The sequence below is a fragment of the Serratia sp. Z4 genome, assembly GCF_009900725.1.
Lineage (GTDB): Bacteria > Pseudomonadota > Gammaproteobacteria > Enterobacterales > Enterobacteriaceae > Serratia > Serratia nematodiphila.
The window spans coordinates 678729-704576 of the sequence record NZ_JAAABD010000001.1 but is presented as its reverse complement, the minus strand read 5'-3'; the positions used below and the strand labels follow the sequence as shown (position 1 = coordinate 704576).

Annotated in this window: 22 protein-coding genes; 11 read left to right on the top strand and 11 right to left on the bottom strand. The window is 60.4% G+C overall.

From position 1 onward, the window contains the following. Positions 1 to 52 precede the first annotated feature (52 nt). The 3 genes from asmA to udk all read right to left on the bottom strand — a co-directional run bounded on the left by asmA (position 53) and on the right by udk (position 3278). On the bottom strand, positions 53 to 1885 hold the full coding sequence (gene asmA, locus GT753_RS03510) for an outer membrane assembly protein AsmA (RefSeq protein ID WP_015377221.1): 1833 nt from the start codon (positions 1883 to 1885) through the stop codon (positions 53 to 55). Between the two features lie 44 nt (positions 1886 to 1929). Then, positions 1930 to 2511 (bottom strand): dCTP deaminase, encoded by a 582-nt coding sequence (dcd, locus tag GT753_RS03505; RefSeq protein WP_004938917.1) that lies wholly within the window; start codon positions 2509 to 2511, stop codon positions 1930 to 1932. 125 nt (positions 2512 to 2636) lie between these two features. Further along, positions 2637 to 3278: a uridine kinase gene (gene udk, locus GT753_RS03500; protein ID WP_004938922.1), complete on the bottom strand. Its 642-nt coding sequence runs from the start codon at positions 3276 to 3278 to the stop codon at positions 2637 to 2639. A 237-nt stretch (positions 3279 to 3515) separates the two neighbouring features. Between udk and GT753_RS03495 the strand changes: the two genes are divergently transcribed. Further along, positions 3516 to 4145 carry a phosphatase PAP2 family protein gene (locus tag GT753_RS03495; RefSeq protein ID WP_015377220.1) on the top strand — a complete coding sequence of 210 codons (630 nt, stop codon included), beginning with the start codon at positions 3516 to 3518 and terminating at the stop codon, positions 4143 to 4145. A 45-nt stretch (positions 4146 to 4190) separates the two neighbouring features. Here the strand turns inward: GT753_RS03495 and apbC are convergent, their stop codons facing one another. Continuing rightward, on the bottom strand, positions 4191 to 5303 hold the full coding sequence (apbC, locus tag GT753_RS03490; protein WP_004938926.1) for an iron-sulfur cluster carrier protein ApbC: 1113 nt from the start codon (positions 5301 to 5303) through the stop codon (positions 4191 to 4193). Positions 5304 to 5462: 159 nt separating this feature from the next. On the opposite strand from apbC, the gene metG reads away from it, so the two are divergent. The 8 genes from metG (at position 5463) to sanA (ending at position 15221) form a co-directional block, all read left to right on the top strand. After that, the gene (metG, locus tag GT753_RS03485; protein WP_076740420.1) at positions 5463 to 7490 is read left to right on the top strand and encodes a methionine--tRNA ligase; all 2028 of its coding nucleotides are present in this window, start codon (positions 5463 to 5465) and stop codon (positions 7488 to 7490) included. A 225-nt stretch (positions 7491 to 7715) separates the two neighbouring features. Next, positions 7716 to 8783 carry a sugar ABC transporter substrate-binding protein gene (locus tag GT753_RS03480; RefSeq protein ID WP_160125270.1) on the top strand — a complete coding sequence of 356 codons (1068 nt, stop codon included), beginning with the start codon at positions 7716 to 7718 and terminating at the stop codon, positions 8781 to 8783. Positions 8784 to 8914: 131 nt separating this feature from the next. Beyond that, positions 8915 to 10129, top strand: coding sequence for an MFS transporter (locus GT753_RS03475; RefSeq protein ID WP_160125269.1), 1215 nt, complete (start codon positions 8915 to 8917; stop codon positions 10127 to 10129). A 138-nt stretch (positions 10130 to 10267) separates the two neighbouring features. After that, positions 10268 to 10675: a CidA/LrgA family protein gene (locus GT753_RS03470; RefSeq protein WP_004938939.1), complete on the top strand. Its 408-nt coding sequence runs from the start codon at positions 10268 to 10270 to the stop codon at positions 10673 to 10675. Then, the gene (locus GT753_RS03465; RefSeq protein ID WP_160125268.1) at positions 10672 to 11367 is read left to right on the top strand and encodes a CidB/LrgB family autolysis modulator; all 696 of its coding nucleotides are present in this window, start codon (positions 10672 to 10674) and stop codon (positions 11365 to 11367) included. Before GT753_RS03470 ends, GT753_RS03465 begins: the two co-directional genes overlap by 4 nt. A 137-nt stretch (positions 11368 to 11504) precedes the next feature. After that, complete coding sequence (cdd, locus tag GT753_RS03460) at positions 11505 to 12389, top strand: cytidine deaminase (RefSeq protein ID WP_160125267.1); 885 nt, start codon at positions 11505 to 11507, stop codon at positions 12387 to 12389. Positions 12390 to 12610: 221 nt separating this feature from the next. After that, complete coding sequence (locus GT753_RS03455) at positions 12611 to 14308, top strand: NAD-dependent malic enzyme (protein ID WP_004938945.1); 1698 nt, start codon at positions 12611 to 12613, stop codon at positions 14306 to 14308. A gap of 169 nt (positions 14309 to 14477) precedes the next feature. Further along, on the top strand, positions 14478 to 15221 hold the full coding sequence (gene sanA, locus GT753_RS03450) for an outer membrane permeability protein SanA (protein ID WP_004938948.1): 744 nt from the start codon (positions 14478 to 14480) through the stop codon (positions 15219 to 15221). 66 nt (positions 15222 to 15287) lie between these two features. Here the strand turns inward: sanA and mglC are convergent, their stop codons facing one another. The 7 genes from mglC to GT753_RS03415 all read right to left on the bottom strand — a co-directional run bounded on the left by mglC (position 15288) and on the right by GT753_RS03415 (position 23659). Continuing rightward, on the bottom strand, positions 15288 to 16298 hold the full coding sequence (gene mglC, locus GT753_RS03445) for a galactose/methyl galactoside ABC transporter permease MglC (RefSeq protein WP_004938953.1): 1011 nt from the start codon (positions 16296 to 16298) through the stop codon (positions 15288 to 15290). A gap of 11 nt (positions 16299 to 16309) precedes the next feature. Then, positions 16310 to 17818 carry a galactose/methyl galactoside ABC transporter ATP-binding protein MglA gene (mglA, locus tag GT753_RS03440; RefSeq protein ID WP_004938959.1) on the bottom strand — a complete coding sequence of 503 codons (1509 nt, stop codon included), beginning with the start codon at positions 17816 to 17818 and terminating at the stop codon, positions 16310 to 16312. Positions 17819 to 17917: 99 nt separating this feature from the next. Beyond that, positions 17918 to 18910: a galactose/glucose ABC transporter substrate-binding protein MglB gene (gene mglB / locus GT753_RS03435; protein WP_004938962.1), complete on the bottom strand. Its 993-nt coding sequence runs from the start codon at positions 18908 to 18910 to the stop codon at positions 17918 to 17920. Positions 18911 to 19174: 264 nt separating this feature from the next. Next, positions 19175 to 20212, bottom strand: coding sequence for an HTH-type transcriptional regulator GalS (gene galS / locus GT753_RS03430; protein ID WP_004938964.1), 1038 nt, complete (start codon positions 20210 to 20212; stop codon positions 19175 to 19177). A gap of 127 nt (positions 20213 to 20339) precedes the next feature. Beyond that, complete coding sequence (gene yeiB, locus GT753_RS03425) at positions 20340 to 21512, bottom strand: DUF418 domain-containing protein YeiB (protein WP_004938966.1); 1173 nt, start codon at positions 21510 to 21512, stop codon at positions 20340 to 20342. A 79-nt stretch (positions 21513 to 21591) separates the two neighbouring features. Further along, complete coding sequence (folE, locus tag GT753_RS03420) at positions 21592 to 22257, bottom strand: GTP cyclohydrolase I FolE (RefSeq protein WP_004938969.1); 666 nt, start codon at positions 22255 to 22257, stop codon at positions 21592 to 21594. A gap of 244 nt (positions 22258 to 22501) precedes the next feature. After that, the gene (locus tag GT753_RS03415) at positions 22502 to 23659 is read right to left on the bottom strand and encodes a YbfB/YjiJ family MFS transporter (protein ID WP_004938972.1); all 1158 of its coding nucleotides are present in this window, start codon (positions 23657 to 23659) and stop codon (positions 22502 to 22504) included. Between the two features lie 105 nt (positions 23660 to 23764). On the opposite strand from GT753_RS03415, the gene GT753_RS03410 reads away from it, so the two are divergent. Both GT753_RS03410 and GT753_RS03405 read left to right on the top strand, forming a co-directional pair. Next, positions 23765 to 24685 (top strand): LysR family transcriptional regulator, encoded by a 921-nt coding sequence (locus tag GT753_RS03410; RefSeq protein WP_004938975.1) that lies wholly within the window; start codon positions 23765 to 23767, stop codon positions 24683 to 24685. A 29-nt stretch (positions 24686 to 24714) separates the two neighbouring features. Beyond that, positions 24715 to 25839, top strand: coding sequence for an S-(hydroxymethyl)glutathione dehydrogenase/class III alcohol dehydrogenase (locus tag GT753_RS03405; RefSeq protein ID WP_076740425.1), 1125 nt, complete (start codon positions 24715 to 24717; stop codon positions 25837 to 25839). Positions 25840 to 25848: the final 9 nt, after the last annotated feature.

Here is a 25848-nt window from a genome sequence, read left to right as displayed (position 1 = left end):
CGGGAAACGTCGATACTGACGCGGGCCGCAAGACGGCCCGCGTCAGGAGGGATTACAGCTTGTCGAGCAGCTTTTTCAGATCCTGACCCTCGCGTGAATCCTTGTTCTTTTCAGCCCATTTGTTCAGCGCATCTTTGGCCCGATCGTGCAGCGTTTTACGCAGCACCTGATCGACCTGCAGTTGGTAATTCAGCTGTTGCCAAGGCCCATAGACCCGCAGCGGAATCGGCGTTTTTTGCAGTTGCTCGATCAGTTCGCCGCGCCCTTGCCAACCGCCAGTGACGCGCACATTAAGCGCCATATCGCACTGTTTTCCCGGCATATCGATACTGCCGGCGCCGGTCAGCGCCAGCAACGGCGAATCCGCCGTCAGGCTGCTGAGCTTGACAGTGCCTTGGCTCAGGCTGGCCCGCGCCGAGACGCTTTTGACTTCGGTATAGCGCTGATAGCTGTCTTGCCCGCGCACGCTGTTATCGTTACGCGCCACCGCCTGTTGGATCAATTGCTGAATGTTCAGGCCGTGCAGCTGCGCATCCTGCATCGCCAGCTGCGCCGTACCGCTCCAACGGTGCTCAAATGACTCTGAAGAAAGACGATCGCCGGTCAAATCCCCTTTCATGCTGAATTTTCCGGTCAGCATCTGCGGCATCTCGAAGGCTTTGAGCACCGCGCCGAGCTCAACCTGGTTCAGGGTCGGCTGCACGTTTATCACCGGTTTATTGCCGCGTGCGTCGAGCGATCCCGGCAAAGAGAAATCACCGCCGGCCAATTGCCCGGCAAGTTTATGCAGCGTCAGCAGGCCGCGTTGATTATCTGCCGCGACGGCTAACTGGGTAACGTTCATACCGCGGTAGGTCAACTGCGCCGCCTGCAGATTCAACTGTGCATTGAAATCGCGCAGCGCTTCCAGGTTCTGCTGCCGATCGTCGACCTGGCTGGCGATCACCGGCGCGGCGGTCACGGCGGGCTGTTCGGCGGTATTGGTGCTGGATTGCCAACCGGAAAGCGCGTCGAGATCGAGATTAGCCGAATTCAGGTTCACCACATAGCCGGGCACCGCTCCCAGGCTGGCGCTGATATCGCCGGTCAACTGGCTGTTATTGGCGCTGACGTTCAGCTGGGTGACGGCAATGTGCGCCGGCGTCTGTTGATAGACCACCTGAGCATTCCCCTCGCCTTGAATACCGCCGTTCGGAATATCTGCTCCCACCAATTGGTAATTGAACTGGGTCACCTTGGCGCCGATCTGGTGCGGGAACTGCTGCAGATCGATATCGGCCGCCATGCTGAAGGCCAGGTCGCGCTGATCGCGGTTGACCCGGCTGGAAATGTCCAGCTGCGCCTGCCGTTTCTCCGTTTGCTGCAGGGTAAGATTGATGTCCCGGACATTGATTTGCGCGTTGTCGGCGCGCTGCCAAATCAGCAAGCTGTCCACGACGCGCAAGTTATCGATGTCGAACTTCCAGGCCGTGTCTGCCGCATCAGCGCCGCTGCCGGCCGGCGCAATCGGGGCGTCCACTTGCGAGTGCTCTTCACTGTCGGGCGTGAGGCGAATGACGGCATTTTTCAACATCACCTGTTTCACAAACAGCTGATGCGACAGCAGCGGCAACAGTTTGACGTCAAGGCGCATGTTTTCCGCGCTCACCACCGGCGTCTTGGCGCCCGGCGCGGTCAGCGTCATGCGCCCGGCCAAAATACTGAGCTGCGGCCAGATATGCCAACGCAGGTCGCCTTCAAGCGTTAGCTGGTAGCCGCTCTTCTGCTCGACCTTTTTGACCATGTAACCGCGAAAATCATTCGGATTGACCAGCAGTACCAGCGCGGACATTCCCGCCACCACGACCACCAGTAAAATCGCCAATGTCGTCAGTAATCTTCTCATGCCACCCTCTTGTCAGCGCCACACCGACGGTGCATCTCGCGCCGTTAGTCCTTGTCGATTCGACTGGCTACTGCGCCCTGCTGATCGCGATATTTTGCGTCCTGCCGGCTGTTATATGGCCGGGCCGCCGGGCCGGACAACGGCTCAAAGCTCAAGGCGCCAATCAGCATCCCCGGCCGCAGCGCCAGCGGCAGCTTGCCGGAGTTGTAAAACTCCAGCACGATGCGCCCGTGCCAGCCCGGATCGATCCGGTGCGCGGTCACGTGCACCATCAGCCCCAGACGCGCCAGAGAAGAACGGCCGTCGAGCCAACCCACGAGATCGTTCGGCAGCGTCACGGATTCGAACGTCACCGCCAGGGCCAGTTCGCCGGGATGAAGGAAGAACGCCTCGCCTTCCGGCAGGACAATCTCGTCGCTCATCACGCGATCCAGCGCGGCGCTGACTTCATCTTTCGGCCCGCTGAGATCGATAAACGGCGCGGTATGGCCGCGGAACACGCGGAACTGATTGCCCAAACGGACATCTACTGTGGCCCCGTTGATGCGTTCGAGCGGCGGGCGCGGCGAAATCACCAGTTTCTCGCTATCCAGCCAGGCTTCTATATCGCGGTCGCACAGTCTCATGTCTTTCTTCTCCATCAAAACGCGTAACTAAACAAAAATTGCCACACAACGGGCGAAAGGTCTACGCCGGGGTGCAAATAGTTGGCCGTCGGCCGGAAATGCGCATTTCCGGCCATTAAGCGGCATTATTCAAAGAATTGGCTGATTTTGGCTTTCAGAATATCGATCGCGATGCGGTTTTTGCCGCCGCGCGGAACGATGATATCGGCGTATTGTTTGGAAGGTTCGATAAACTGCAGGAACATCGGGCGCACGGTCTTCTGGTATTGCGCCATCACCGAATCCATCGAGCGGCCGCGCTCGTTGACGTCGCGCTTCATGCGGCGCATCAGGCAGATATCCAGCGGCGTGTCGACGAAGATCGAGAAGTTCATCTCCTGGCGCAAACGGATATCCGTCAGCAGCAAGATCCCTTCCAGAATGATCACTTTTTTAGGTTCCAGGTGGACGGTTTCTTTCTTGCGCGTGTGTTCGGTGTAGCTGTACAGCGGCAGCTCGATCGCCTTACCGGCCTTCAGCATCTGCAGATGCTGGAACAGCAGGTTGTGATCCATGGCGCTCGGGTGGTCATAGTTGGTTTTGACCCGTTCTTCCATGGTCAGGTGAGTCTGGTCTTTATAGTAACTGTCTTCTGGAATAACGCCGATGTGCTCATCGCCGACTTGCTCGCGGAGTTCGCGGTACAACGTGCTGGCGATAAGGCTTTTTCCGGAGGCAGATGCGCCAGCTATACCAATAATGACGCACTGATGCGGATTGTCAGTCATAAAATTAAAGACCTGATTTCATAGTGTGAAGGGGGGGAACTAAAACGCGACAATTATAGGGAGTCGCCGGGGATTGCGCCACTGTATATTGATATTGCGCGGCGGCGGGCGAATTCGGGCTGCCACACCACGGCCACGCGGCATTTTAAGAATCTCGCAGCTAGGGCAACGCACCGTAACGGGTTACACTCCCCGGCGCTGACTTTTGCTCCCCGCCCCCTTTCATCGGAGATTGATGTGCTGGATTGGTATTTTCTGACTTTTTTCGGCGACAGCATGTTGCTGCTGCCCTGCGCGCTGATTCTGTTTTTATTGCTGCTCATGTCTCCCGCCACCCGCGCGGCGGGTTGGCAGTGGGCGCTGATCTTCGGGTTCACCGGCGGGGTGGTCTGCCTGTCCAAACTGGCCTTTATGGGCTGGGGCATCGGCAGCGAGCGCTATGATTTCACCGGATTCAGCGGTCATTCCGCCCTCGCGGCCTGCATCTGGCCGCCACTGCTCTGGACGTTGACCGGCCGATTTTCCCACCCGATACGTAGCATCGCTTTGCTGACCGGGTGGATATTGCCTTTCGCCATCGGCGTTTCGCGGCTGGTAATTCGCGTGCACTCGGTATCCGAGGTGATCAGCGGGCTGATTTTAGGCTACCTGGCCAGCGCCCTGTTCCTGCGGTTGCAGCGGAACAAAACGCGCCCGCATCTCTCCTGGCCACACTTCGCCATCGCGCTGGCCTTGCCGTTGGCGCTGATGGGGCAGCGGCAGCCGGCCCCCACCCAGGGATTGCTGGAGCATATCGCCAAAACGCTGGCGCAGATCGAACGCCCTTATACCCGTGCCGACCTGCACAAGCCTACCCCTATCCGATAAAAAAACCCGGCGCTTAAGCCGGGTTCTTTCACTGCCGCAAACAGATTACAGCGCGCGGAAGGCAATCTCCGTCGGGATCGCTTCGCCCTGCCAATACATCTGCGCCGCCACACGGCCGGCCAGTTGACGATACATGTCGGCGAATTCGCTCTCCGGACGGCTGATCACCGTCGGCGTACCGCGATCCAGATCTTCGCGCAGCGAGATATGCAGCGGCATCTGCCCCAGCAGACGGCTGTTATATTTCTGCACCAACTTCTCGGCGCCGCCGGTGCCAAAGATCGGTTCATGGTGGCCGCAGTTACTGCAGATGTGCACGCTCATGTTTTCCACGATGCCCAGCACCGGCACATGCACTTTCTCGAACATCACGATGCCCTTGGCGGCATCCAGCAGGGCGATATCCTGTGGCGTGGTGACTACCAGCGCACCGGTCACCGGAATGTTCTGCGACAGCGTCAGCTGGATGTCGCCGGTGCCCGGCGGCATGTCCAGCACCAGGTAATCCAGATCCGGCCACAGAGTATCCTGCAGCAGCTGCATCAGCGCCTTGCTGGCCATCGGGCCGCGCCACACCATGGCGTTGTCGTCGGTCACCAGATAACCGATGGAGTTGGTCGCCAGGCCGTGCGCCATGATCGGCGCCATGTGCTGCCCATCCGGCGAAGTCGGCCGCTCATGTTCGGTGCCCAGCATATTGGGGATCGACGGGCCGTAAATGTCGGCGTCCAGAATACCGACCTTGGCGCCTTCGGCGGCCAGCGCCAGCGCCAGATTGACGGCGGTGCTGGATTTCCCCACCCCGCCTTTGCCGGAGCTGACGGCGATGATGTTGCGCACGCCTTTGATCCCGGCTTGGCCGTTGGCGCGTTTCAGCGTCGTGATATCGTGTTTCAGCTTCCAGTCGATGGCGGCGGCGCCGGTCACGCGCAACAGCTCAGGGCCGACGCTCGCCTGCAGCGCTTCAAAACCGCTCTGCCAGGCAAACGGCATCGTCAGTTCGATATGCAGTACGTCGTCCAATAATGCGCAGTGATGAATAGCCTTCAGCGCAGTCAGGTTGTTTTTCAACGTCGGGTGTTCAAAGGCGGCCAGTACACCGGTCACCAGGGCGCGCAGAACTTCGGGGTTGGTCTGCTCAGGGGATTTTGCGTTCATCCCGGCTCCTTGATTTTGAATGGGTAGCTTCCGGCTAAGCATACCAGAACTGCGCGGCGGCTGGCGCGTATAACCTGTAAGAAACCGCCCTAGCAGCGAAGGGCGCGATCGGTTAACATCGAAGGCCCTTTTATTCATTACAGAAAGCAAGTTCTCACTATGGCTCAAGTCGCGAAAAAATTATTGGTGACGTGCGCGCTACCGTACGCAAATGGTTCCATCCATCTCGGCCACATGCTCGAGCACATCCAGGCGGATATCTGGGTGCGTTACCAACGAATGCGCGGCCACGAAGTGCATTTCATCTGCGCGGACGACGCGCACGGCACGCCGATCATGCTGAAAGCGCAGCAACTGGGCGTTAAACCGGAAGAAATGATCGCGGAGATGAGCCAGGAGCACCAACAGGATTTCGCCGGCTTTGGCATCAGCTATGACAACTATCATTCGACCCATAGCGATGAAAACCGTGAGCTGTCCACCCTGATTTACAGCCGCTTGAAAGAAAACGGGTTTATCAAGAACCGCACCATTTCTCAGCTGTACGATCCGGAGAAAGGCATGTTCCTGCCGGACCGTTTCGTGAAAGGCACCTGCCCGAAATGCAAATCACCGGATCAGTACGGCGACAACTGCGAAGTGTGCGGCGCCACCTACAGCCCGACGGAACTGATCGATCCGAAGTCTGTCGTTTCCGGCGCGACGCCGGTGATGCGCGACTCGGAGCACTTCTTCTTCGATCTGCCGGCCTTCAGCGAAATGCTGCAGGCGTGGACGCGCTCCGGCGCGCTGCAAGAGCAGGTGGCGAACAAGATGCAGGAGTGGTTCGAATCCGGTCTGCAGCAGTGGGACATCTCCCGCGATGCGCCTTACTTCGGCTTCGAAATCCCGGATGCGCCGGGCAAATACTTCTACGTCTGGCTGGACGCGCCGATCGGCTACATGGGCTCCTTCAAGAACCTGTGCGACAAGCGCGGCGATCTGAACTTCGACGAGTTCTGGCGCAAAGACTCCACCACCGAGCTGTACCACTTTATCGGCAAGGACATCGTCTACTTCCACAGCCTGTTCTGGCCGGCGATGCTGGAAGGCAGCAACTTCCGCAAACCGACCAACCTGTTCGTGCACGGCTACGTGACGGTGAACGGCGCCAAGATGTCAAAATCGCGCGGCACCTTCATCAAGGCCGGCACCTACCTGCAGCATCTGGACGCCGACTGCCTGCGTTATTACTACGCCGCCAAGCTCTCTTCACGCATTGATGACATCGATCTCAATCTGGAAGACTTCGTGCAGCGCGTGAACGCCGACATCGTCAACAAGGTGGTGAACCTGGCGTCACGCAACGCCGGCTTTATCAACAAGCGCTTCGGCGGCAAGCTGGCCGACAGCCTGGCCGATCCGGCGCTGTACCAGACCTTCGTCGACGCGGCGCAGAGCATCGCCGAAGCCTACGCCGGCCGCGAGTTCAGCCGCGCGATCCGCGAAATCATGGCGCTGGCCGATCTGGCCAACCGTTATGTGGATGAGCAGGCACCGTGGGTAGTGGCGAAGGAAGAAGGCCGCGACGCCGATCTGCAGGCCATCTGTTCAATGGGCATCAACCTGTTCCGCGTGCTGATGACTTACCTGAAGCCGGTGCTGCCTTCGCTGACCGAGCGCGCCGAAGTGTTCCTCAATGCCGAGCTGAGCTGGGACGCGATCCCGCAGCCGCTGCTGGGCCATCAGGTGAACGCGTTCAAAGCGCTGTTCAACCGCATCGATCTGGACAAGGTCAACGAGATGGTCAATGCCTCGAAGGAAGACATGGCCGCCGCCAAGCCGGTGACCGGCCCGCTGGCTGACGATCCGATCCAGGAAACCATCACCTTCGACGACTTCGCCAAGGTCGACATGCGTATCGCCCTGATCAAGAGCGCCGACTTTGTCGAGGGCTCCGACAAGCTGCTGAAGCTGCAGCTGGATCTGGGCGGCGAATCGCGCCAAATCTTCTCCGGCATTCGCTCCGCTTACCCGGATCCGAAAGCGCTGGAAGGCCGTCTGACCATCATGGTCGCCAACCTGGCGCCGCGTAAAATGCGCTTCGGCGTGTCAGAAGGCATGGTGATGGCGGCGGGCCCCGGCGGGAAAGAGATCTTCCTGCTGAGCCCGGACAGCGGCGCGCAGCCTGGCATGCAGGTCAAGTAATCGCGCAGATGCGTGGCATAGGGAGGGTCGAGCTTGCTCGGCCCTTTTTTATTGCCCCAACCCCCACGTTATAAGCATGAAGAAAAAGTCATAACCGCCCTGATTCCCCTGCCCGCCGCATCCGGCTATGATGCTCCGAAACCCAAAATAGACGTCCAGACAGAAAGACTGCTATAACAGACCTTCACCGGGATCGTTTCCCTGCTTTTTTTGGAGCCTATAATAATGAAAAACCTCAAGACTTCGCTGCTCGCCCTCAGTCTGCTGGCTGCCCTGCCGCTGCAGGCGGCGGAAAACGCCGCCGTGCCGGCCGCCATCGCTCAACATCAGGGGCCGGTGCGCATCGCGGTGATCCGCAACCTCGGATCCGACGACAACACCACGCAATTTTTGGCGGGCGCCATTCAGGAAGGGCGCAAGCTGGGCTTCAAGGTGGACACCTTCCTCAGCAACGGCGACGACGCGCGTTTTCAGGACTTCGTCAACCAGGCCATCAGCCAGAAATATGACGGCGTCATTCTCTCGCAGGGGCGAGCCCCCTATTCCACCGATCTGGTCAAACGCCTCGCGGCGGCTGGCATCGCCGTCGCGGCTTTCGATACCGACGTCAGCGGCCGCGTTCCCGGCGTCACCGTCTCGCAGCAGGACGACGCTTCGCTGGCCAACGCCTCGTTCGGCCAGTTGGTGAAGGATTTCAACGGCCAGGCCAACATCATCAAACTCTGGGTGGCAGGCTTCCCCCCGATGGAGCGCCGCCAGGCCGCTTACCAGCAGTTGCTGAAACAGCATCCGGGCATTCATGAGCTGGAATCGATTGGCGCGGTTTCATCCGACGTGCAGGGAGATACCGCCAATAAAGTGGGTGCGGTGCTGGCGAAATACCCGAAAGGCAAGATTGACGCCATCTGGGGCACCTGGGACGCTTTCACCCAGGGCGCTTACAAGGCGTTGAAAGAGAACGGCCGCACCGAAATCAAACTGTACAGCATCGATATCTCCAACCAGGATTTGCAGCTGATGCGCGAGGCCGGCAGCCCATGGCAAGTCAGCGTGGCGGTGGATCCGAAGCTGATCGGCGCGGTCAACCTGCGCCTGGTGGCCAACAAGATCGCCGGGGAAAGCACGCCGGACAGCTATCAGTTCAAAGCAGCGGTCATTCCGCAGGCGCTGCTGCTGGCGCAGCCGGGGCCGGTCAACGTCGCCGGGCTGGCGAAGATCATCCCCGGCTGGGGCACCAGCAGCGATTTCGTTCAGCCATGGTTCGCCACGCTGCAGGCCGAACACGGTAAATAATGCTGTTTTTGACGAGGCTGCCGACGCAGCCTCTGTTTTTAAACTAATTATCGGCTTTCCCCTTCCGTCCCCGCCAAAATGCGCTATGTTATCTGCATCGCCCAATAACTGTATGCATAAACAGGCCTCAAATGAAGGGATTCCCCTCGCTGATCAACGTACTGCTGGCCAGTTCGCTGGTGTTGACCATCGGCCGCGGCGTTACGCTGCCGTTCATCACCATCTACCTCACCGAACATTTCCATCTGCTGCCGAAGAGCGTGGGCGTGATCCTGGGCGTCAGCCTGACCCTCGGCATCCTTGCCAGCCTGTACGGCGGCTATCTGGTGGACAAATTCAGCAAAAACCGCCTGATCCTGCTGTCGATTTTATTGTTCGCGCTGAGTTTCTTCGCCATTCCCTGGATCCCGCGCCCCGGCGGCGTGATCGTGGTGCTGGCGATCCTGCATACCTGTTATTCGGTGTTAAGCATCACCATAAAGGCCTGCTTCGCCGACTGGCTGCCGGTCGAGCAGCGCATCAAGGCTTTCTCAATCAACTACACGCTGGTCAACGTCGGCTGGGCGATCGGCTCTGCGCTCGGCGTTCTGGTGGCCGGGCTTAGCCCGCTGCTGCCGTTTTACCTGTCGGGGGGATTGGCGCTGGCGACGGTGACGGCGCTAAGCCTGCGCTTGCGCGGCCGGGAACAGCGCCCGACAACAACCGCCGCCGCACCGGCGGCACTCCCCAACTTCCGTCAGACGCTGACCATCTTGCGAAACGATCGGCGGCTTATCTACTTCACCCTCGGCAACACCCTGGGCGCCGTGGTGTTCGGTCAGTTCACCGGCTATCTGTCGCAGTATCTGATCACCGTCTCCAGCGCCGAGTTCGCCTACAAAATCATTGGGTTGGTGATGATCGTCAACGCCGGCATCGTCATCGCCCTGCAATACCTGCTCAGCCGCGGCATGCGCCAGGAAAACATGCTGCGCTGGCTGGTGCTGGGCACGCTGTTTTTCATCGTCGGGCTGCTCGGTTTCATGGCGGCCGGCCAGGCGGTCTGGCTGTGGCTGGCGGCGATGGCGGTGTTTACCTTAGGCGAGATCATCGTTATCCCGGTGGAATACATGTTCATCGACTTTATTGCGCCGCCGCACCTGAAAGGCAGTTACTATGGAGTACAAAACCTCAGCGCGCTGGGCGGCGCCATCAACCCGGTGCTGTGCGGGGTGCTGCTCAGCTATGCCGCGCCGCCGTTGATGTTCGTGATGCTGATCGTCGCCGCCCTGCTCAGCCTGCTATTTTTCTTCCTCGGCCACCGGCTGGCGGAACGTTCTGCGGCAACGGCCGAAGACGCGCGCTGATCCCGCAGGCAGCGGCCTATACGGGCTGTCAACCCGCCGCTCGGGCATAGCACCCATAGCGAGAATTCATGGTGCGATCTGTGGCATGGCTCACAGTTTAATTGTATGATGAATACATCAGTTAAACGGGAAAAGACAATGGCCAACGTGCTCACACTGTGCTGGAAATACCTGAGGGCCCTGCTCCTTATCTACCTGTGTCTGTTCGTCGGCAACGCGGTGGCGGCGCTGCTGCCGTTCGCCATTCCCGGCAGCATCATTGGCATGCTGCTGCTGTTCGCCCTGCTCTCTACCCAGATTATGCCGGCCAAATGGGTTAAACCCGGCTGCCATTTGCTGATCCGCTATATGGTGCTGCTGTTCGTGCCGATCGGCGTCGGGGTGATGAAATACTACGACCAGATCGTCGCGCATCTGGGCCCGCTGGTTATCTCTTGCCTCATCAGCACGCTGATGGTGTTGGTGGTGGTCGGCTATACCTCACACTATTTTCATCGCGAGCGCCGCATCGCCGGCAAGCCCGACGACACGGAGGGCAATTCATGATCCATGAAATCTGGTGGTCGTTGCCGCTGACGCTGGCGGTCTATTTCGCCGCGCGCTGGCTGGCGCGCAGGCTGAATATGCCGCTGCTCAACCCGCTGCTGGTGTCCATGGCGGTGATCATCCCGCTGCTGCTGCTCACCGGTATTCCCTATGAACGCTACTTTCAGGGCAGCAAAATCCTCAACGATCTGCTGCAGCCGGCGGTCGTCGCGCTGGCCTTCCCGCTCTATGAGCAGCTGCACCAGATCCGCGCGCGCTGGAAGTCGATTATCGCGGTGTGCTTCATCGGCAGCCTGACCGCCATGATCAGCGGCGGCGCCATCGCCCTGTGGCTGGGCGCCACGCCGGAAATCGCCGCCTCTATCCTGCCGAAATCGGTCACTACGCCGATCGCCATGGCCGTCGCGGACTCGCTCGGCGGCATTCCGGCGATCAGCGCAGTCTGCGTCATTTTCGTCGGTATCCTCGGCGCCGTGTTCGGCCATACGTTATTCAACCTGTTGAAAATCACCACCCACTCGGCGCGCGGCCTGGCGATGGGCACGGCATCCCACGCGCTGGGCACCGCACGCTGCGCCGAGATGGACTACCAGGAAGGCGCTTTCGGCTCGCTGGCGTTGGTGATCTGCGGCATCATCACCTCACTGCTGGCACCGTTCCTGTTCCCGGTGCTGCTGCGCCTGTTCGGCTGAACAGGGTGAAACTTGCGATACATCTCGCATTTATGTATTTCATTGCATTAATTTCATCAATTAAGAGACATAAATCACACTTTAATGTCTCTGGCCTGCCTAGAATGTTATCCCGTTAACCCGTAGAGAGACTTTCTATGCATCCGCGTTTTCACACCGCTTTCAGCGCACTGCCCGCGACACTGCAATCCGCCCTGCGGCCTTATCTGGACGCGCCAGACTTTCCGGCGATGTTCACGGCCGAGCAAGCGGCGGCGATCCGCACAGGCTGCGGGTTGGACGATGATGCGCTGGCATTCGCGCTGCTGCCGCTGGCGGCGGCCTGCTCGTTAACCCCGATATCGCACTTTCACGTCGGCGCCATCGCGCGCGGGCAAAGCGGCAACCTCTATTTCGGCGCCAATATGGAGTTCAGCGGCGCGCCGCTGCAGCAAACCGTGCATGCAGAGCAGTGCGCGGTTACCCATGCCTGGCTGCGCGGCGAGCCGGCGCTGGCCTCGGTCACCGTCAACTACACGCCGTGCGGCCATTGCCGCCAGTTTATGAATGAACTGAACAGCGGTGGCGAGCTGCAGATCCGTCTGCCGGGCCGCGCGCCGGCCACGCTGGCGGACTATCTGCCGGACGCCTTCGGCCCGAAAGATCTGGATATCGCTTCGCTGCTGATGGACAAGGTCGATCACGGCCACCGGCTGGCGCTGGACGATGCGCTGGCGCAGGCGGCGCTGGCGGCGGCCAATCAGAGCCATGCTCCGTACAGCAACGCCCACAGCGGCGTAGCGCTGGAAACGCAGGACGGCAGCCTCTACGCCGGCCGCTATGCGGAAAACGCCGCTTTCAACCCGAGCCTGCCACCGCTGCAGGCCGCGCTGATCCTGCTGAACCTCTCCGGCGGCGACTGCCAGAACATTCGCCGCGCTGTGCTGGCCGAACCGCAGGACGCGAGCATCAGCCAATGGGATGCCACCCGCGTCACCCTGGCGGCGCTGGGTTGCCAAAACGTCAGCCGCGCCGCCTTCTAAGCGCACGACGGCGGGGCCATCCGGTTCCGCCGTTAACAGCACCGCCCGCCAAATACAATGCCCCGACGCCGCCAGAGACACTTTCTTTAGTTAAAAAATCATTTGATTGTCGATAATTACGCCAACCTGGTTCATCATCGGGCAACAAATGCTGTACATCTTCTCTTTATCTCTTAGGATCGTCGGCAATACAGTTATCTGATACGTGAAGAGTAAAACTGATGGAACTAGAATACGAAAGCAAACGCCCGCTCTACATCCCTTACGCCGGCCCGATTCTGCTGGAATTTCCGCTGCTGAACAAAGGCAGCGCTTTCACCGAGGAAGAACGTAGCCACTTCAACCTGCACGGTCTGCTGCCGGAAGCGGTGGAGACCATCGAAGAACAGGTGGAACGCGCCTACCGTCAGTATCAGGATTTCAAGAACGATAACGATAAGCACATCTATCTGCGCAACATCCAGGACACCAACGAAACCCTGTTCTATCGCCTGCTGGACTCGCACCTGAGCGAGATGATGCCGATCATCTACACCCCGACCGTCGGCGAGGCCTGCGAACACTTCTCCGATATCTACCGCCGCGCGCGCGGGCTGTTCATCTCCTACCCGAACCGCGATCGCATCGATGACATGCTGCAAAACGCCACCAAGCAGAACGTCAAGGTGATCGTGGTCACCGACGGCGAGCGCATTCTCGGCCTGGGCGATCAGGGCATCGGCGGCATGGGGATTCCAATTGGCAAGCTGTCGCTGTACACCGCCTGCGGCGGCATCAGCCCGGCCTACACGCTGCCGGTGGTGCTGGACGTCGGCACCAACAACCCGCAGCGCCTCAACGATCCGCTGTACATGGGCTGGCGCCATCCGCGCATCTCCGGCGAGGAGTACCACGCCTTCGTCGAAGAGTTTATTCAGGCGGTCAAACGCCGCTGGCCAAACGTGCTGCTGCAGTTCGAAGACTTCGCGCAGAACAACGCCACCCCGCTGCTGAACCGCTACCGCGACGAGATCTGCTGCTTCAACGATGACATTCAGGGCACCGCCGCGGTCACCCTCGGCAGCCTGATCGCCGCCAGCCGCGCCGCAGGCAGCCAGCTGCGCGATCAAACCGTCACCTTCCTCGGCGCCGGTTCCGCCGGCTGCGGCATCGCCGAGCAGATCATCGCGCAGATGAAGTCCGAGGGGTTGAGCGAAGACGAAGCGCGCGCCCGCGTATTCATGGTTGACCGCTTCGGCCTGTTGACCGACAAACTGCCGAACCTGCTCGACTTCCAGAGCAAGCTGGTGCAGAAGAGCGACAACCTGGCCGGCTGGGAAACCGCCAGCGACGCCATCTCGCTGCTGGACGTGGTGCGCAACGCCAAGCCGACCATTCTGATCGGCGTGTCCGGCCAGCCGGGGCTGTTTACCGAAGAGCTGATCCGCGAGATGCACAAGCACTGCGAACGCCCTATCGTGATGCCGCTGTCCAACCCGACCTCGCGCGTGGAAGCCCGTCCGGAAGACATCATCAACTGGACCGACGGCGCCGCCCTGGTGGCGACCGGCAGCCCGTTCGCGCCGGTAAGCTACAAAGAGCAGCTGTACCCGATCGCCCAGTGCAATAACTCCTACATCTTCCCGGGGATCGGTCTGGGCGTGCTGGCCTCCGGCGCCACTCGCGTCACCGACGCCATGCTGATGGCCGCCAGCCGCGCACTGGCGGACTGTTCGCCGCTGGCTACCGACGGCCACGGCGCGCTGCTGCCGAATATCGACGATATTCAGGGCGTGTCGAAGTGCATCGCCATGGAAGTGGGTAAAGCCGCCCAGCTGCAGGGCGTGGCGATCGTCACCTCCGAAGATGCGCTGTCGAAAGCTATCGAGCACAACTTCTGGCGGCCGCAGTACCGCAGCTACAAGCGCACCTCGTTCTGAATGGTGAGCTGAAATGACCCAGCCCGGCTCCGCCGGGCTTTTTTGTGCGGCAAAACCGCCGAAAAATGCGGCGGCGCGCGTGCTTCAGGCGGTTCGCGTCTTGCGTCGGTCGGTCAGGTAAAGTAGCCTTGATCCATCTTTTTCAGCCCGGCGCGCGTAAGGCAACAACATGTGGAAACGCCTGATCATCAGCCTGTTCATCATCATTGCGGTGTTGATGGGTTCGGCTATTGCGCTCGATCGCTGGATCAGCTGGAAAACCGCGCCTTACGTCTACGACGAACTGCAGGAATTGCCGCATCGCCAGGTCGGCGTGGTGCTCGGCACCGCCAAGTATTACCGCACCGGCGTGATCAACCAGTATTACCGTTACCGCATTCAGGGAGCGATCAACGCCTATAACAGCGGCAAGGTGAAATACCTGCTGCTGAGCGGCGACAACGCCCAGCAAAGCTATAACGAACCGATGACCATGCGCCGCGATCTGATCGCCGCCGGCGTGGCGCCGAGCGATATCGTGCTGGACTACGCCGGCTTCCGCACCCTGGATTCCATTGTGCGCACCCGCAAGGTGTTCGACACCAACGATTTCATCATCATCACCCAGCGCTTCCACTGCGAGCGCGCGCTGTTCATCGCCCTGCACATGGGCATTCAGGCGCAGTGTTACGCGGTGCCGTCGCCGAAAGACATGATGACGGTGCGCGCCCGCGAGATCTTCGCCCGCCTGGGCGCACTGACCGATCTGTATATCCTCAAGCGTGAACCGCGCTTCCTCGGCCCGCTGATCCCGATCTCCGCCATGCACACCGTGCCGGAAGACGCCCAGGGCTATCCCGCCGTCTCGCCGGAGCAGTTGGTGGAACTGGAGCACAAGCTGAAAGAAGAGAAGCAGAAAGCCAAACAGCCCTGACGGGTAATGCCCCAAAAAGAAAGGCCGGCATATTTTACCGGCCTTGTCGTCTGTGCTGCGGTAGCTCTACTTCTTCTTGGCGTATTTCAACGAATCCAGCGCCACGGCGAAGATGATGATGCTGCCCTTGATGATGTACTGCCAGTACGGGTTGATGCCGATATAGGTCAGGCCGTAGTTGATGACGGTGAAGATGATCACCCCGGTCACCACGCCCCACACCGTACCCACGCCGCCGGCGAAGGAGACGCCCCCCACCACGCAGGCGGCGATGGCGTCCAGCTCATACATAAAGCCAAGGTTATTGGTGGCGCTGCCGATACGCCCCGCTTCCAGCAGGCCGCCGAAGGCATAAAACACGCCGGACAGCGCATAGATCATGATCAGGTTCAGCGGTACGTTAACGCCGGAGACCTTGGCCGCTTCCGGGTTGCCGCCGATGGCGAAGATGTTCTTGCCGAAGCGGGTCTTGGTCCACAGGATCCAGACGAAAATGATGGCAATCAGCGCGTAGAAGGTAATATACGACAGCTTAAAATCGCCGAAGCGCAAGAAGCCTTGGGCAAAGGTGGAAAACTTCGGATCAAAGCCCGCGACCGGCGACGCGCCGACCGAATCGTAATACAGCGAGTTGATGCCGTAGACGATGATCATGGTGCCCAAGGTGGTGATGAACGGCGTCACGTTGAGATAGGCAATAATCAGGCCGTTAACCAGGCCGATCACCGCGCCGACCGCACACACCAGCAGGATGACCAGGGGAATCGACCAGGTTTCCATGTGAGGGAACACCTTGTTGACGTTATCCATCGATTGCAGCAGCGTGGCCGCCACCACCGCCGCCAACCCCACCTGCCGCCCGGCGGACAGGTCGGTACCCTGGGTGACGATCAGCCCCGCCACGCCCAGCGCGATGATGATGCGTACCGAAGACTGCGTCAGGATGTTGCTCAGGTTCATCAGGCTGAGGAAGGTAGGATCCTGAATGATGATGATGGCCAACAGCACCAGCAACACCACGTAAATGCCGCCTTCCTTGAAATAGGTAAATAAGGTTTTTTTATTTAGCGCGTTCATAATTCCGATCCTTAAAGGTGCAGGGAGGCGAGACGTAAGATTTCATTTTGCGAGGTCTGTTTGGTGTTAACGATGCCCGCAACCTGACCATTGCTCATCACCAAAATACGGTCGGTAATCCCCAACAGCTCCGGCATTTCGGACGAGACGATAATGATCCCCTTGCCCTTCTTCGCCAGCTCGGTCATCAGCTGATAGATCTCGAACTTGGCGCCCACGTCGATGCCGCGCGTCGGTTCATCCAGCATCAGGATCTCCGGCTGCGTCAGCAGCCAGCGGCCGATGATCACCTTCTGCTGATTGCCGCCGGACAGCGAGCCGATATGGGTGTGATGCCCCGGCGTTTTCACCCGCATGGCGTCGATCACCCATTGGGTGTCGCTCTTCATCCGCGCGTTATCCAGCAGGCCGAGCTTGTTTTTATAATTGCGGATATTGGAGATCAACGAGTTGAAACCCACGTCGAGGTAGGCGTAAATCCCGGTGGATCGCCGCTCTTCGGTCACCAGCGCAAAGCCGTGGTTGATCGCTTCGTTGGCGCTGTGGTTGTCGATCGCCTTGCCGTGCAGCTTGATGGTGCCCGCCACCTTCTCGCGAATGCCGAACAGCGTCTCGACGATATCGGTGCGTTTGGCGCCCACCAGCCCGGCGATGCCGAGGATCTCGCCCTGATGCAGATCGAAGGACACATCGCGGATCGAAGGCTGGCGCAGCGATGTCAGGTTCTTCACCTCGAGGATCACCTCACCCGGCGTATTCTGCCTGTCGGGGAAACGCTGGCTCAGCGAGCGGCCGACCATCATGGCGATGATCTTGTCCATATCCAGCCCTTCCAGCGGCTGGGTGGCGATCCACTGGCCGTCGCGCAGCACCGTTATCTCGTCGCACAGCTGGAAGATCTCCTCCATCTTGTGCGAGATATAGACGATGCCGCAGCCGCGCTCTTTCAGCTTGCGGATGATGGTGAACAGGTGATTGACCTCTTTCTCCGTCAGCGAAGAGGTCGGTTCATCCATGATGACGATCTTGGCGTCATAGGAGAACGCCTTGGCAATCTCGATCATCTGCATCTGCGACACCGACAGGTTGCCCACCTTTTCGCGCGGGTTGATGTCAATATCCAGCTCGTCGAAGATCGCCTGAGTGTCTTTGAACATCTTGTCCTGATCGACGAACAGGCCTTTGGTCGGGTAGCGCCCCAGCCACATGTTGTCCATCACGGTGCGTTGCAGCACCAGGTTCAGCTCCTGATGCACCATCGAAACGCCGTGTTCCAGCGCTTCCTTCGAGCTCTTGAAATCGATTTCCCGGCCCTGAAATACAATGCTGCCGCTGTCTTTTTTGTAAATGCCGAACAGGCATTTCAACAACGTCGATTTCCCCGCGCCGTTCTCCCCCATCAGGGCGTGAATCGAGTGCGGACGGACGCGTAAATTGACATTGTCCAAGGCTTTGACGCCGGGAAATGACTTACAGATATCCGTCATTTCCAGCAAAAATTCGCGTGAGCTATCGGCCATAAATACACCTGGCTTAACGATCTTGCAGTCGTAAACATCCCCGCCGGCGGTATCCCTGGTGTTGGCGCCGCAGGCGGGGTCTTAGCGGGATCTCAATTCTTATTTAACAAACTGAGACAGGTTGTCTTTATCTACGCCGACGTAAGGAATACGCACGACTTTATTTTCGATTTTATATTGGGTGCCTTCGGTGGCCGGCTTGCCCGCCGCCAGGTTTTTCGCCAGCTCGAAGGTGGCCTTCGCCTGGTTGTCGGCGTCGTTCAGCACCGTGCCCGCCATCGCGCCGGATTTCACCAGCGCCAGCGCTTCAGGCAACGCATCGACGCCGAACACCGGAATACTGGTCTTGTTGTGCGCTTTCAGCGCTTCCACCGCGCCCATCGCCATGGCGTCGTTGTTGGCGATCACCACTTCGATCTTGTTGGCGTTCGGGCCGGAGAGCCAGGCATCCATCTTGTCTTTCGCCTGCGCGGTATCCCACATCGCGGTATCCATCTGCAGCTGCTGGGTCTTGATGCCTTTTTCGTTCAGCGTTTTCACCACGTAGGTGGTGCGCGCTTCGGCGTCCGGGTGGCCCGGCTCGCCCTTCAGCAGCACGAACTGGATCTGGCCGTCTTTATTCAGATCCCAGGCCGGGTTGGCTTGCCAGTGTTTGGCGATCAGTTCACCCTGGATCACGCCGGATTCTTTGGAGTCGGTGCCGACGTAATATGCCTTGTCATAGCTGTCCAGCGCCTTGCGGGAAGGTTCTTTGTTGTAGAACACCACCGGGATATCGTTTGCGCGCGCCTTATCGATGACCACCGGCGCAGCGGCCGGGTCGACCAGGTTGATCGCCAGCGCTTTCACGCCCTTGGCCAGCAGCACGTCGATCTGATCGTTCTGCTTGGACTGGTCGTTCTGCGAGTCATTCATCAACAGGGTAACGTCCGGTGAAGCCTTGGCGTCTTTCTCGATCGCCTTACGCACCACCGACATGAAGTTGTCGTCGTATTTGTAAATCGTGACGCCAATACGGGTATCAGCATGGGCTGCGGCGCCAAACATCATGGCTGCGGCCATGGCGGCCAGGGTGAAAACCTTCTTATTCATTGTCAGTCTCCGGTTCTGTGTAGGGTATTACTCGTCTTTGAGCCAATGGTCACCGGCAGTGCGTACACCCCAGGCCTGGCGATTTCCACTCAACACCTGTCGTCCGTGGATCTTGTTATTTCCGAGAAATGCTGTGTCAGCGCGAGATAAAGGTTGCAGCGGCAAGGGCCTTTGCGCCGGAAAACGCCTAGAGCATAGACGGCGCGATGTTAATATTCTGTGAATTTTCTCACAGATTGAAAACGGTTACACAAGATTAAATCGTCAGAGAGTGACCGTCGCCTCACTTTGCCAGGGGGCGACAGAATGGCGCCGCACCAGCGTCGGCATGAACAGATGAGCGGCCTGCGGCTCCGCCAGGCCTGCTGCGCCCTGCAATGCCAGCTCGGTCGCCAACGTGGCCATCGAAACGATCGGGTAACGCACCGTGGTGAGTTTGGGGCTGGTGTAGCGCGCGATGGGAATGTCGTCGAAGCCGATCAGCGAGAAATGCTGCGGCACCGTGATACCGTTTTCTTTCAGCACCGCCATGGCGCCGGCGGCCATGGCGTCGTTGTAGGCGAACACCGCGCTCAGCTGTAAGTTGCGCCCCAGCAGCTCGACCATCGCCGCCTCGCCGCCCTGCAGATCCGGCGAACCGTAGGCACGCCAGTTGTCGGGCGTGGCCAGCCCGGCGGCGGCCATCGCCTGCGCATAGCCCTGCTGGCGCAGCGGCCCGTCTTCGATCGGGTGATTGGAGCCCAGATAGCCGATGCGCCGGTGGCCCTGCGACAGCAAAAGACGCATCGCCATTTCTGCGCCGCAGACGTTATCCAGCCCGACGCAGCGCGGCTCATAGCCGGGGATAATCCGGTTGATCAGCACCATGCCCGGCACCTGCTCCAGAAAACCGATCAGCTCGGCGTCGCTCAGGGCTTTGGCGTGAACAATCAGGGCGTTACAGCGCTGGCGGATCAGCACTTCGATCGCGTGGCGCTCTTTGTCCGCCTGATGATAGCTGTTGCCGATCAGCAGATACTTGTGGTGTTTCTGCGCCACCGTGTCTACCGCTTTCACCAGCGCGCCGAAGAACGGATCGGACACGTCCATCACCACCACGCCCAACGTATCGCTGCTTTGGGTCGCCAACGCCTGCGCGTTGGCATTGGGGCGATAGCCCAGATCCGCCACCGCCTGCAGCACCTGCTCGCGCGTCTCTTTGCTGGTCAGCGCGCTGTGGTTCAGCACGCGGGAGACGGTCGCTACGGAGACCCCGGCGCGTTTCGCAACGTCGCGAATAGTGATCGGATGAACTGGAGGCATGCGGGATCCTGAAATCGGGGTAGTGGCCGGTGGCGCTATCCTACCCCGATTGGCCCGCTGCTCTGCGTGAATTACGTCACAGGAAAGAAAACGTTTACATACATTTTTTTAACCTGCCGACGGGCGCTCACTTCAGCGCTTTGGATTCCGCTTCGCCGGCGGCCATCTGCGTCAATTTGCGCCACAGCCATTCCATCGGCCCCTGTTCGAAGTAACGCAGCCACAGTGCGGAAAAGACCAGGTTGACCAACCAGACCAGCGGCACAAACGCCAACAGCTGCAGCCGGTCAAACTGCTCATAGAGGCCAAAGCGATAAAACAGCGTGGTGCAGATCAGCGTTTGCAGCAGGTAGTTGCTTAACGCCATACGCCCCACCTGGCTCAGCCAGCGGGCGATGCGCAGGCGCGACAGCGCGGGCCAGAAACCGTAACACAGCGCCAGATAGCCCATCGCCTGCAGCGGCGCGCCCAGCTCGCGCGGCACCTGCAGCAGGAAACCGCTCCAGCGATAGTCCCAGTGCACCTGCCATTGCAGCGCCACCGCCGGCAGTTGGATCAGCACGGACAGCGGCAACAGCCACGCCGCCTGCCGCAGGTAATAGCCGGAGGAATAGCTGCCGCGCAGCCAGCCGCTGCGCATCAGCCCGGCGCCGAACAGCATCAGCCCCGCCAGCTCCCAGCCATACTGCGCGCCGATGGCCAGCAGGCTGGACGAGAGCAGATCGGCGCGGCTGCGCCAGGCTTCGAAACCGCCCTGCAGCTTCCAAAACTTCTCGTACTGCAACTCCGCCACGCCCGGCTGCCAGAAGCTGCCCGGCTCACCGTGCGAGACAAAACCGAGCAGCAGCAGCACCGCCACGCCGATCAGGTACAGCACGACGCCGGTTTTCAGCAGTTGGAAGGTTTCTTTGGCCTCGCGGATCATGCGCCAGCACACCAGGCCGATCAGCCCGTAGGCCAGCAGAATGTCACCGTCCCACAGGAAGATGGCGTGCGCGAGGCCGAACAACACCAGCCACGACAGCCGCGCGCGGATCCAGCTTTTGCCGCGCCGCAGCAGCATTTGCAGCCCGGCACCGAACAGCAGCGCGAACATCGCCAGGAACTTGGCCTGGGCGAAGAGATCCAGCAGCGCCCAGGTCCAGGCATCGCGCGATGACGGCATCCCCAGATAGGCCGGATTGAGGTAGGCGGCCTTCGGCAAGCCGAAGGCGCTGATGTTCAGCAATAAAATGCCGAGGATGGCGATGCCGCGCACGCAGTCCAGCGTGGCAATGCGCGGCAGAGGATGACTGTTCATTTTTTATCGCTGTCTTCCGCTCATGAAAAAGGCGCCCGCAGGCGCCTGTTGTCGTCTTGCGGGTCGCCCCGCAACGCCATCACCCCTGGTGGTGACGCACCGCACGCAGGAACTCCTGGCGGGTATTCTGGCTGGACTTGAACAGCCCCCCCAGCGAGGTAGTGGTGGTGGCGCTGGTCGCGTCGCGGATACCGCGCGCCTTGACACAATAATGGACCGCATCGATCGATACCGCCACGTTATTGGTGCCGAGCAGGGTCTGCAGCGCCACCAGGATCTGCTGGGTCAGGCGCTCTTGCACCTGCGGACGCTGGGAGAAGAACTGCACGATGCGGTTGATCTTCGACAGGCCGATCACCGAGTCTTTCGGGATATAGGCCACGGTAGCCTTGCCGTCGATGGTCACGAAGTGGTGTTCACAGGTGCTGGTCAGCGTGATATCGCGCACCGTCACCATCTCATCCACCTTCATCTTGTTCTCGATGACGGTGATTTTCGGGAAGTTGGCGTAGTCCAGCCCGGAGAAGATCTCGTCGACATACATTTTGGCGATGCGATGCGGCGTTTCCGCCAGGCTGTCATCGGACAGATCGAGATTCAGCAGCTGCATGATTTCGGTCATGTGCTCTTTGATGCGACGCTTGCGCGTTTCGCGATCCAGCACTTCCCCGCGCAGCGGTGTCTCCAGACCACGCTCTTCCAGTGCCGCATGCACCAGCGCGGCTTCTTTACTTAATGATGTCATGTATTTGTTCTCCTGCGGACGGAACCCGCCGGCGGCCCGATAGGGCGTGCGGCCGGCGAATTGCTTGCTCTCGTGACGGCAGAGTTTTCGTGGTGGATAACGTGAACCCGGTCAAGATTTTGCCCCCACTGTAGATGAGAGCGCGGCGATTATCCAGTGATAGTACTTCATCCGCAGGTGAAATATTCGCATTTAGCACAATCAGGCCGGCTGCGGGTCTCCACGCTTTTTGTATGGATTTTAATCACCGGGTCGCCGTTTTTTGCGCCAACCGCCGCGCCGGGGTATTCACCACCAGCCCTCCGGCCGCCAACAGCGCCGCCACCGCCACATACAGCGCCGGCTCCAGCCGATGGGTCAAGGCGGTCGACAGCGCCGACAGCATCGGCCCGACCAGTTGGCCGATCGCATAACCGGTGGTCAGCAATCCGGCCATGTAACGCGCATGACGCGGCGCCAGCTCACGGCCGTGTTGAAGAGCAAGCTGCACCACGCAAAGGAAACCGCCGCCGGTCAGCAACGCCCCGAGCGCCAGGCCGGCCACGCCCGGCACCACTTCGGCGCTCAGTACGCCGAGCGCCTGTATCCACAGCGTGATCGCCAGCCGGGTCTGGGTGGTCAGCCGATGGCGGGTCAGAATGCCGATGACAATCCCCAGCACCGCCGCGCCGCCGAACACCGGCCAGACGAACTGCGCGAACAGGCTGGCGGGAAAGCGCGCCGCCGCCATCTGCGACAAGAAGGTCGCCGGCAGGATGTAGCCAAAGCCGGCCAGGCTGTAGCTCCACACCAGGCGTTTGAGCGCCGGCGTCAGCAGCAGCGGCTCCGGGGCCACGTCCGGGCGATGCAGCTCGCCGCTGCGCGGCAGAAAGGCGCTAATCCCCCCGACCAGCACCAGCGCCAGCCCGCCATACACCAACCAGGCCTGCGCCGCCGTCAGCCCCAGCGCGTTGATGCCCACCGCCAGCATGCCGCTGAGGAAGATGCCGGCGCCCGGCCCGGCGAACACCGCTGCGCTCAGCGCCGGCCGGCCGTAGTGTGCCAACCGCTCGTTGGTCCAGGCCGCCACCAGCACCATCGCCCAGCCGCTGGCCCAGCCGATGACGAAGCGCAGCGCGCCGTGCGTCCATTCATCCTGCGCCAGCGCCGACAGTAGCGTCAGCGCCATCGCGCCCCATACGCCCAGCCACAGGCGCCGCTCGACGTGGCGCGTGGCGCGCATCGCGTCGTAGGCGCCGCACAGGTAGCCCAAATAGTTGATCGCCGCCACCAGCCCAGCACCGGTCAGGCTGAACTGATGTTCCGCGATCATCAGCGGCACCTGAGGGGTGAAAGCGAAGCGGCCAATGCCCATCGCCACGATCAGCGCGGCAAACCCGCTCAAGGCAATACGTAAAGCCATATCGGCATCCAAAAGGTTAAAAGAAAGTTGCCAGTATCATGCCGCAGTATTAAACTCACAAAAACTGAATAATACTAATCAAGTTCATCACGAAACGAGAACATTATGGATCTGACCCAGCTTCGCATGTTCTGCTGCGTAGCGGAAACCGGCTCGGTCGCCCGCGCCGCCGAGCAGCTGCACCGCGTGCCGTCGAATCTGACCACCCGGCTGCGCCAGCTCGAGCAGGAGCTGGGCGCCGATCTGTTTATCCGCGAAAAACAGCGCCTGCGCCTGTCGCCGATGGGCCATAATTTTCTGTGCTACGCCAACCGCATCCTGGCGCTGAGCGACGAGGCGATGAGCATCACCCACGCCGGCGAACCGGCGGGCAACTTCGCCCTCGGCTCGATGGAGAGCACCGCCGCGACCCGCCTGCCCTCGCTGTTGGCGGCTTATCACCAGCGCTTCTCGCAGGTTTCACTGTCGCTGACCACCGGCACCTCCGGCGAAATCGCCGATCGGGTGCGCGCCGGCACGCTGGCGGCGGCGCTGGTCGACGGCCCGGTGCCTTATGACGAGTTGAACGGCTGTATCGCCTATCCTGAACATATGGTGGTGATCTCCTGTCTCGATCACGCGCCGATCCACAGCGCCAAAGACGCCAACGGCGAGACGCTGTTCGCCTTTCGCGCCAGCTGCTCTTACCGCCTGCGGCTGGAGGCCTGGTTCAAGCGCGAAGGCGCGCGGCCGGGGCAGATCATGGAGATCCAGTCCTATCACGCCATGCTGGCCTGCGTCGCCAGCGGCGCCGGGCTGGCGATGATCCCGCATTCGGTGCTCAGCCTGCTGCCGGGCCATGAGCGGGTTCGGGTTCATACCCTGCCGCCGGACGTGGCCGACACCGCCACCTGGCTGCTGTGGCGCCGCGACGCGTTCGGGCCGAACGTGCGCGCGCTGAAAGAATTGATTATTGAACAGACGGAAACCGCCGCTGTTGATGAAAGCACCCCCAACGATTTATCAGACGTTAGCGATATCGCCTGATTTAAAAGAAAACCACTGAGGAGACTATGATGGAGATGATCAAAACCCGCGCCGCCGTTGCCTGGGGCCCGAACCAGCCGCTGAAGATCGAAGAAGTCGATCTGATGCCACCGCAAAAAGGCGAAGTGCTGGTGCGGATCGTCGCTACCGGCGTCTGCCATACCGACGCCTACACCCTGTCCGGCAAAGATCCGGAAGGCGTGTTCCCGGCGATCCTCGGCCATGAGGGCGGCGGCGTGGTGGAAGCGGTCGGTGAAGGCGTCACCAGCGTGGCGGTCGGCGACCACGTGATCCCGCTCTACACCCCGGAGTGCGGCGAGTGCAAATTCTGTAAATCCGGCAAGACCAACCTGTGCCAGGCGATCCGCGCCACTCAGGGCAAAGGCCTGATGCCGGACGGCACCACCCGCTTCTTCAAGGACGGCAAACCGATCTTCCACTACATGGGCACCTCCACCTTCTCCGAATACACCGTGGTGCCGGAAATTTCACTGGCGAAAATCAACAAGGAAGCGCCGTTGGAGGAAGTGTGCCTGCTGGGCTGCGGCGTCACTACCGGCATGGGCGCGGTGATCAACACCGCCAAAGTGCAACCGGGCGACACCGTGGCGATCTTCGGCCTGGGCGGCATCGGCCTGTCGGCGATCATCGGCGCGCAGATGGCCGGCGCGGGCCGCATCATCGGCATCGACATCAACACCAGCAAGTTCGATCTGGCGCGCAAGCTGGGCGCTACCGATCTGATCAACCCGAAAGACTATGACAAACCGATTCAGGAGGTGATCGTCGAGCTGACCGACGGCGGTGTCGACTTCTCCTTCGAGTGCATCGGCAACGTCAACGTGATGCGTTCCGCGCTGGAATGCTGCCACAAGGGCTGGGGGGAATCGGTGATCATCGGCGTCGCGGGCGCCGGCGAAGAGATCTCGACCCGGCCATTCCAGCTGGTCACCGGCCGCGTCTGGCGCGGCTCGGCATTCGGCGGCGTCAAGGGCCGTTCGCAGCTGCCTGGCATCGTCGAGCGTTATCTGGACGGCGAATTCGCGCTGAACGACTTTATCACCCACACCATGGGGCTGGAGCAGATCAACGAAGCGTTCGATTTGATGCACGAAGGCAAATCGATCCGTTCCGTCATCCACTTCGACAAATAAGCCAGGAGG

Coding starts and splice junctions, on each gene's coding strand:
- asmA (WP_015377221.1), bottom strand. CDS start 1,885: ATGAGAAGATTACTGACGACATTGGCGATTTTACTGGTGGTCGTGGTG.
- dcd (WP_004938917.1), bottom strand. CDS start 2,511: ATGAGACTGTGCGACCGCGATATAGAAGCCTGGCTGGATAGCGAGAAA.
- udk (WP_004938922.1), bottom strand. CDS start 3,278: ATGACTGACAATCCGCATCAGTGCGTCATTATTGGTATAGCTGGCGCA.
- apbC (WP_004938926.1), bottom strand. CDS start 5,303: ATGAACGCAAAATCCCCTGAGCAGACCAACCCCGAAGTTCTGCGCGCC.
- metG (WP_076740420.1), top strand. CDS start 5,463: ATGGCTCAAGTCGCGAAAAAATTATTGGTGACGTGCGCGCTACCGTAC.
- GT753_RS03480 (WP_160125270.1), top strand. CDS start 7,716: ATGAAAAACCTCAAGACTTCGCTGCTCGCCCTCAGTCTGCTGGCTGCC.
- GT753_RS03475 (WP_160125269.1), top strand. CDS start 8,915: ATGAAGGGATTCCCCTCGCTGATCAACGTACTGCTGGCCAGTTCGCTG.
- GT753_RS03470 (WP_004938939.1), top strand. CDS start 10,268: ATGGCCAACGTGCTCACACTGTGCTGGAAATACCTGAGGGCCCTGCTC.
- GT753_RS03465 (WP_160125268.1), top strand. CDS start 10,672: ATGATCCATGAAATCTGGTGGTCGTTGCCGCTGACGCTGGCGGTCTAT.
- cdd (WP_160125267.1), top strand. CDS start 11,505: ATGCATCCGCGTTTTCACACCGCTTTCAGCGCACTGCCCGCGACACTG.
- GT753_RS03455 (WP_004938945.1), top strand. CDS start 12,611: ATGGAACTAGAATACGAAAGCAAACGCCCGCTCTACATCCCTTACGCC.
- sanA (WP_004938948.1), top strand. CDS start 14,478: ATGTGGAAACGCCTGATCATCAGCCTGTTCATCATCATTGCGGTGTTG.
- mglC (WP_004938953.1), bottom strand. CDS start 16,298: ATGAACGCGCTAAATAAAAAAACCTTATTTACCTATTTCAAGGAAGGC.
- mglA (WP_004938959.1), bottom strand. CDS start 17,818: ATGGCCGATAGCTCACGCGAATTTTTGCTGGAAATGACGGATATCTGT.
- mglB (WP_004938962.1), bottom strand. CDS start 18,910: ATGAATAAGAAGGTTTTCACCCTGGCCGCCATGGCCGCAGCCATGATG.
- galS (WP_004938964.1), bottom strand. CDS start 20,212: ATGCCTCCAGTTCATCCGATCACTATTCGCGACGTTGCGAAACGCGCC.
- yeiB (WP_004938966.1), bottom strand. CDS start 21,512: ATGAACAGTCATCCTCTGCCGCGCATTGCCACGCTGGACTGCGTGCGC.
- folE (WP_004938969.1), bottom strand. CDS start 22,257: ATGACATCATTAAGTAAAGAAGCCGCGCTGGTGCATGCGGCACTGGAA.
- GT753_RS03415 (WP_004938972.1), bottom strand. CDS start 23,659: ATGGCTTTACGTATTGCCTTGAGCGGGTTTGCCGCGCTGATCGTGGCG.
- GT753_RS03410 (WP_004938975.1), top strand. CDS start 23,765: ATGGATCTGACCCAGCTTCGCATGTTCTGCTGCGTAGCGGAAACCGGC.
- GT753_RS03405 (WP_076740425.1), top strand. CDS start 24,715: ATGGAGATGATCAAAACCCGCGCCGCCGTTGCCTGGGGCCCGAACCAG.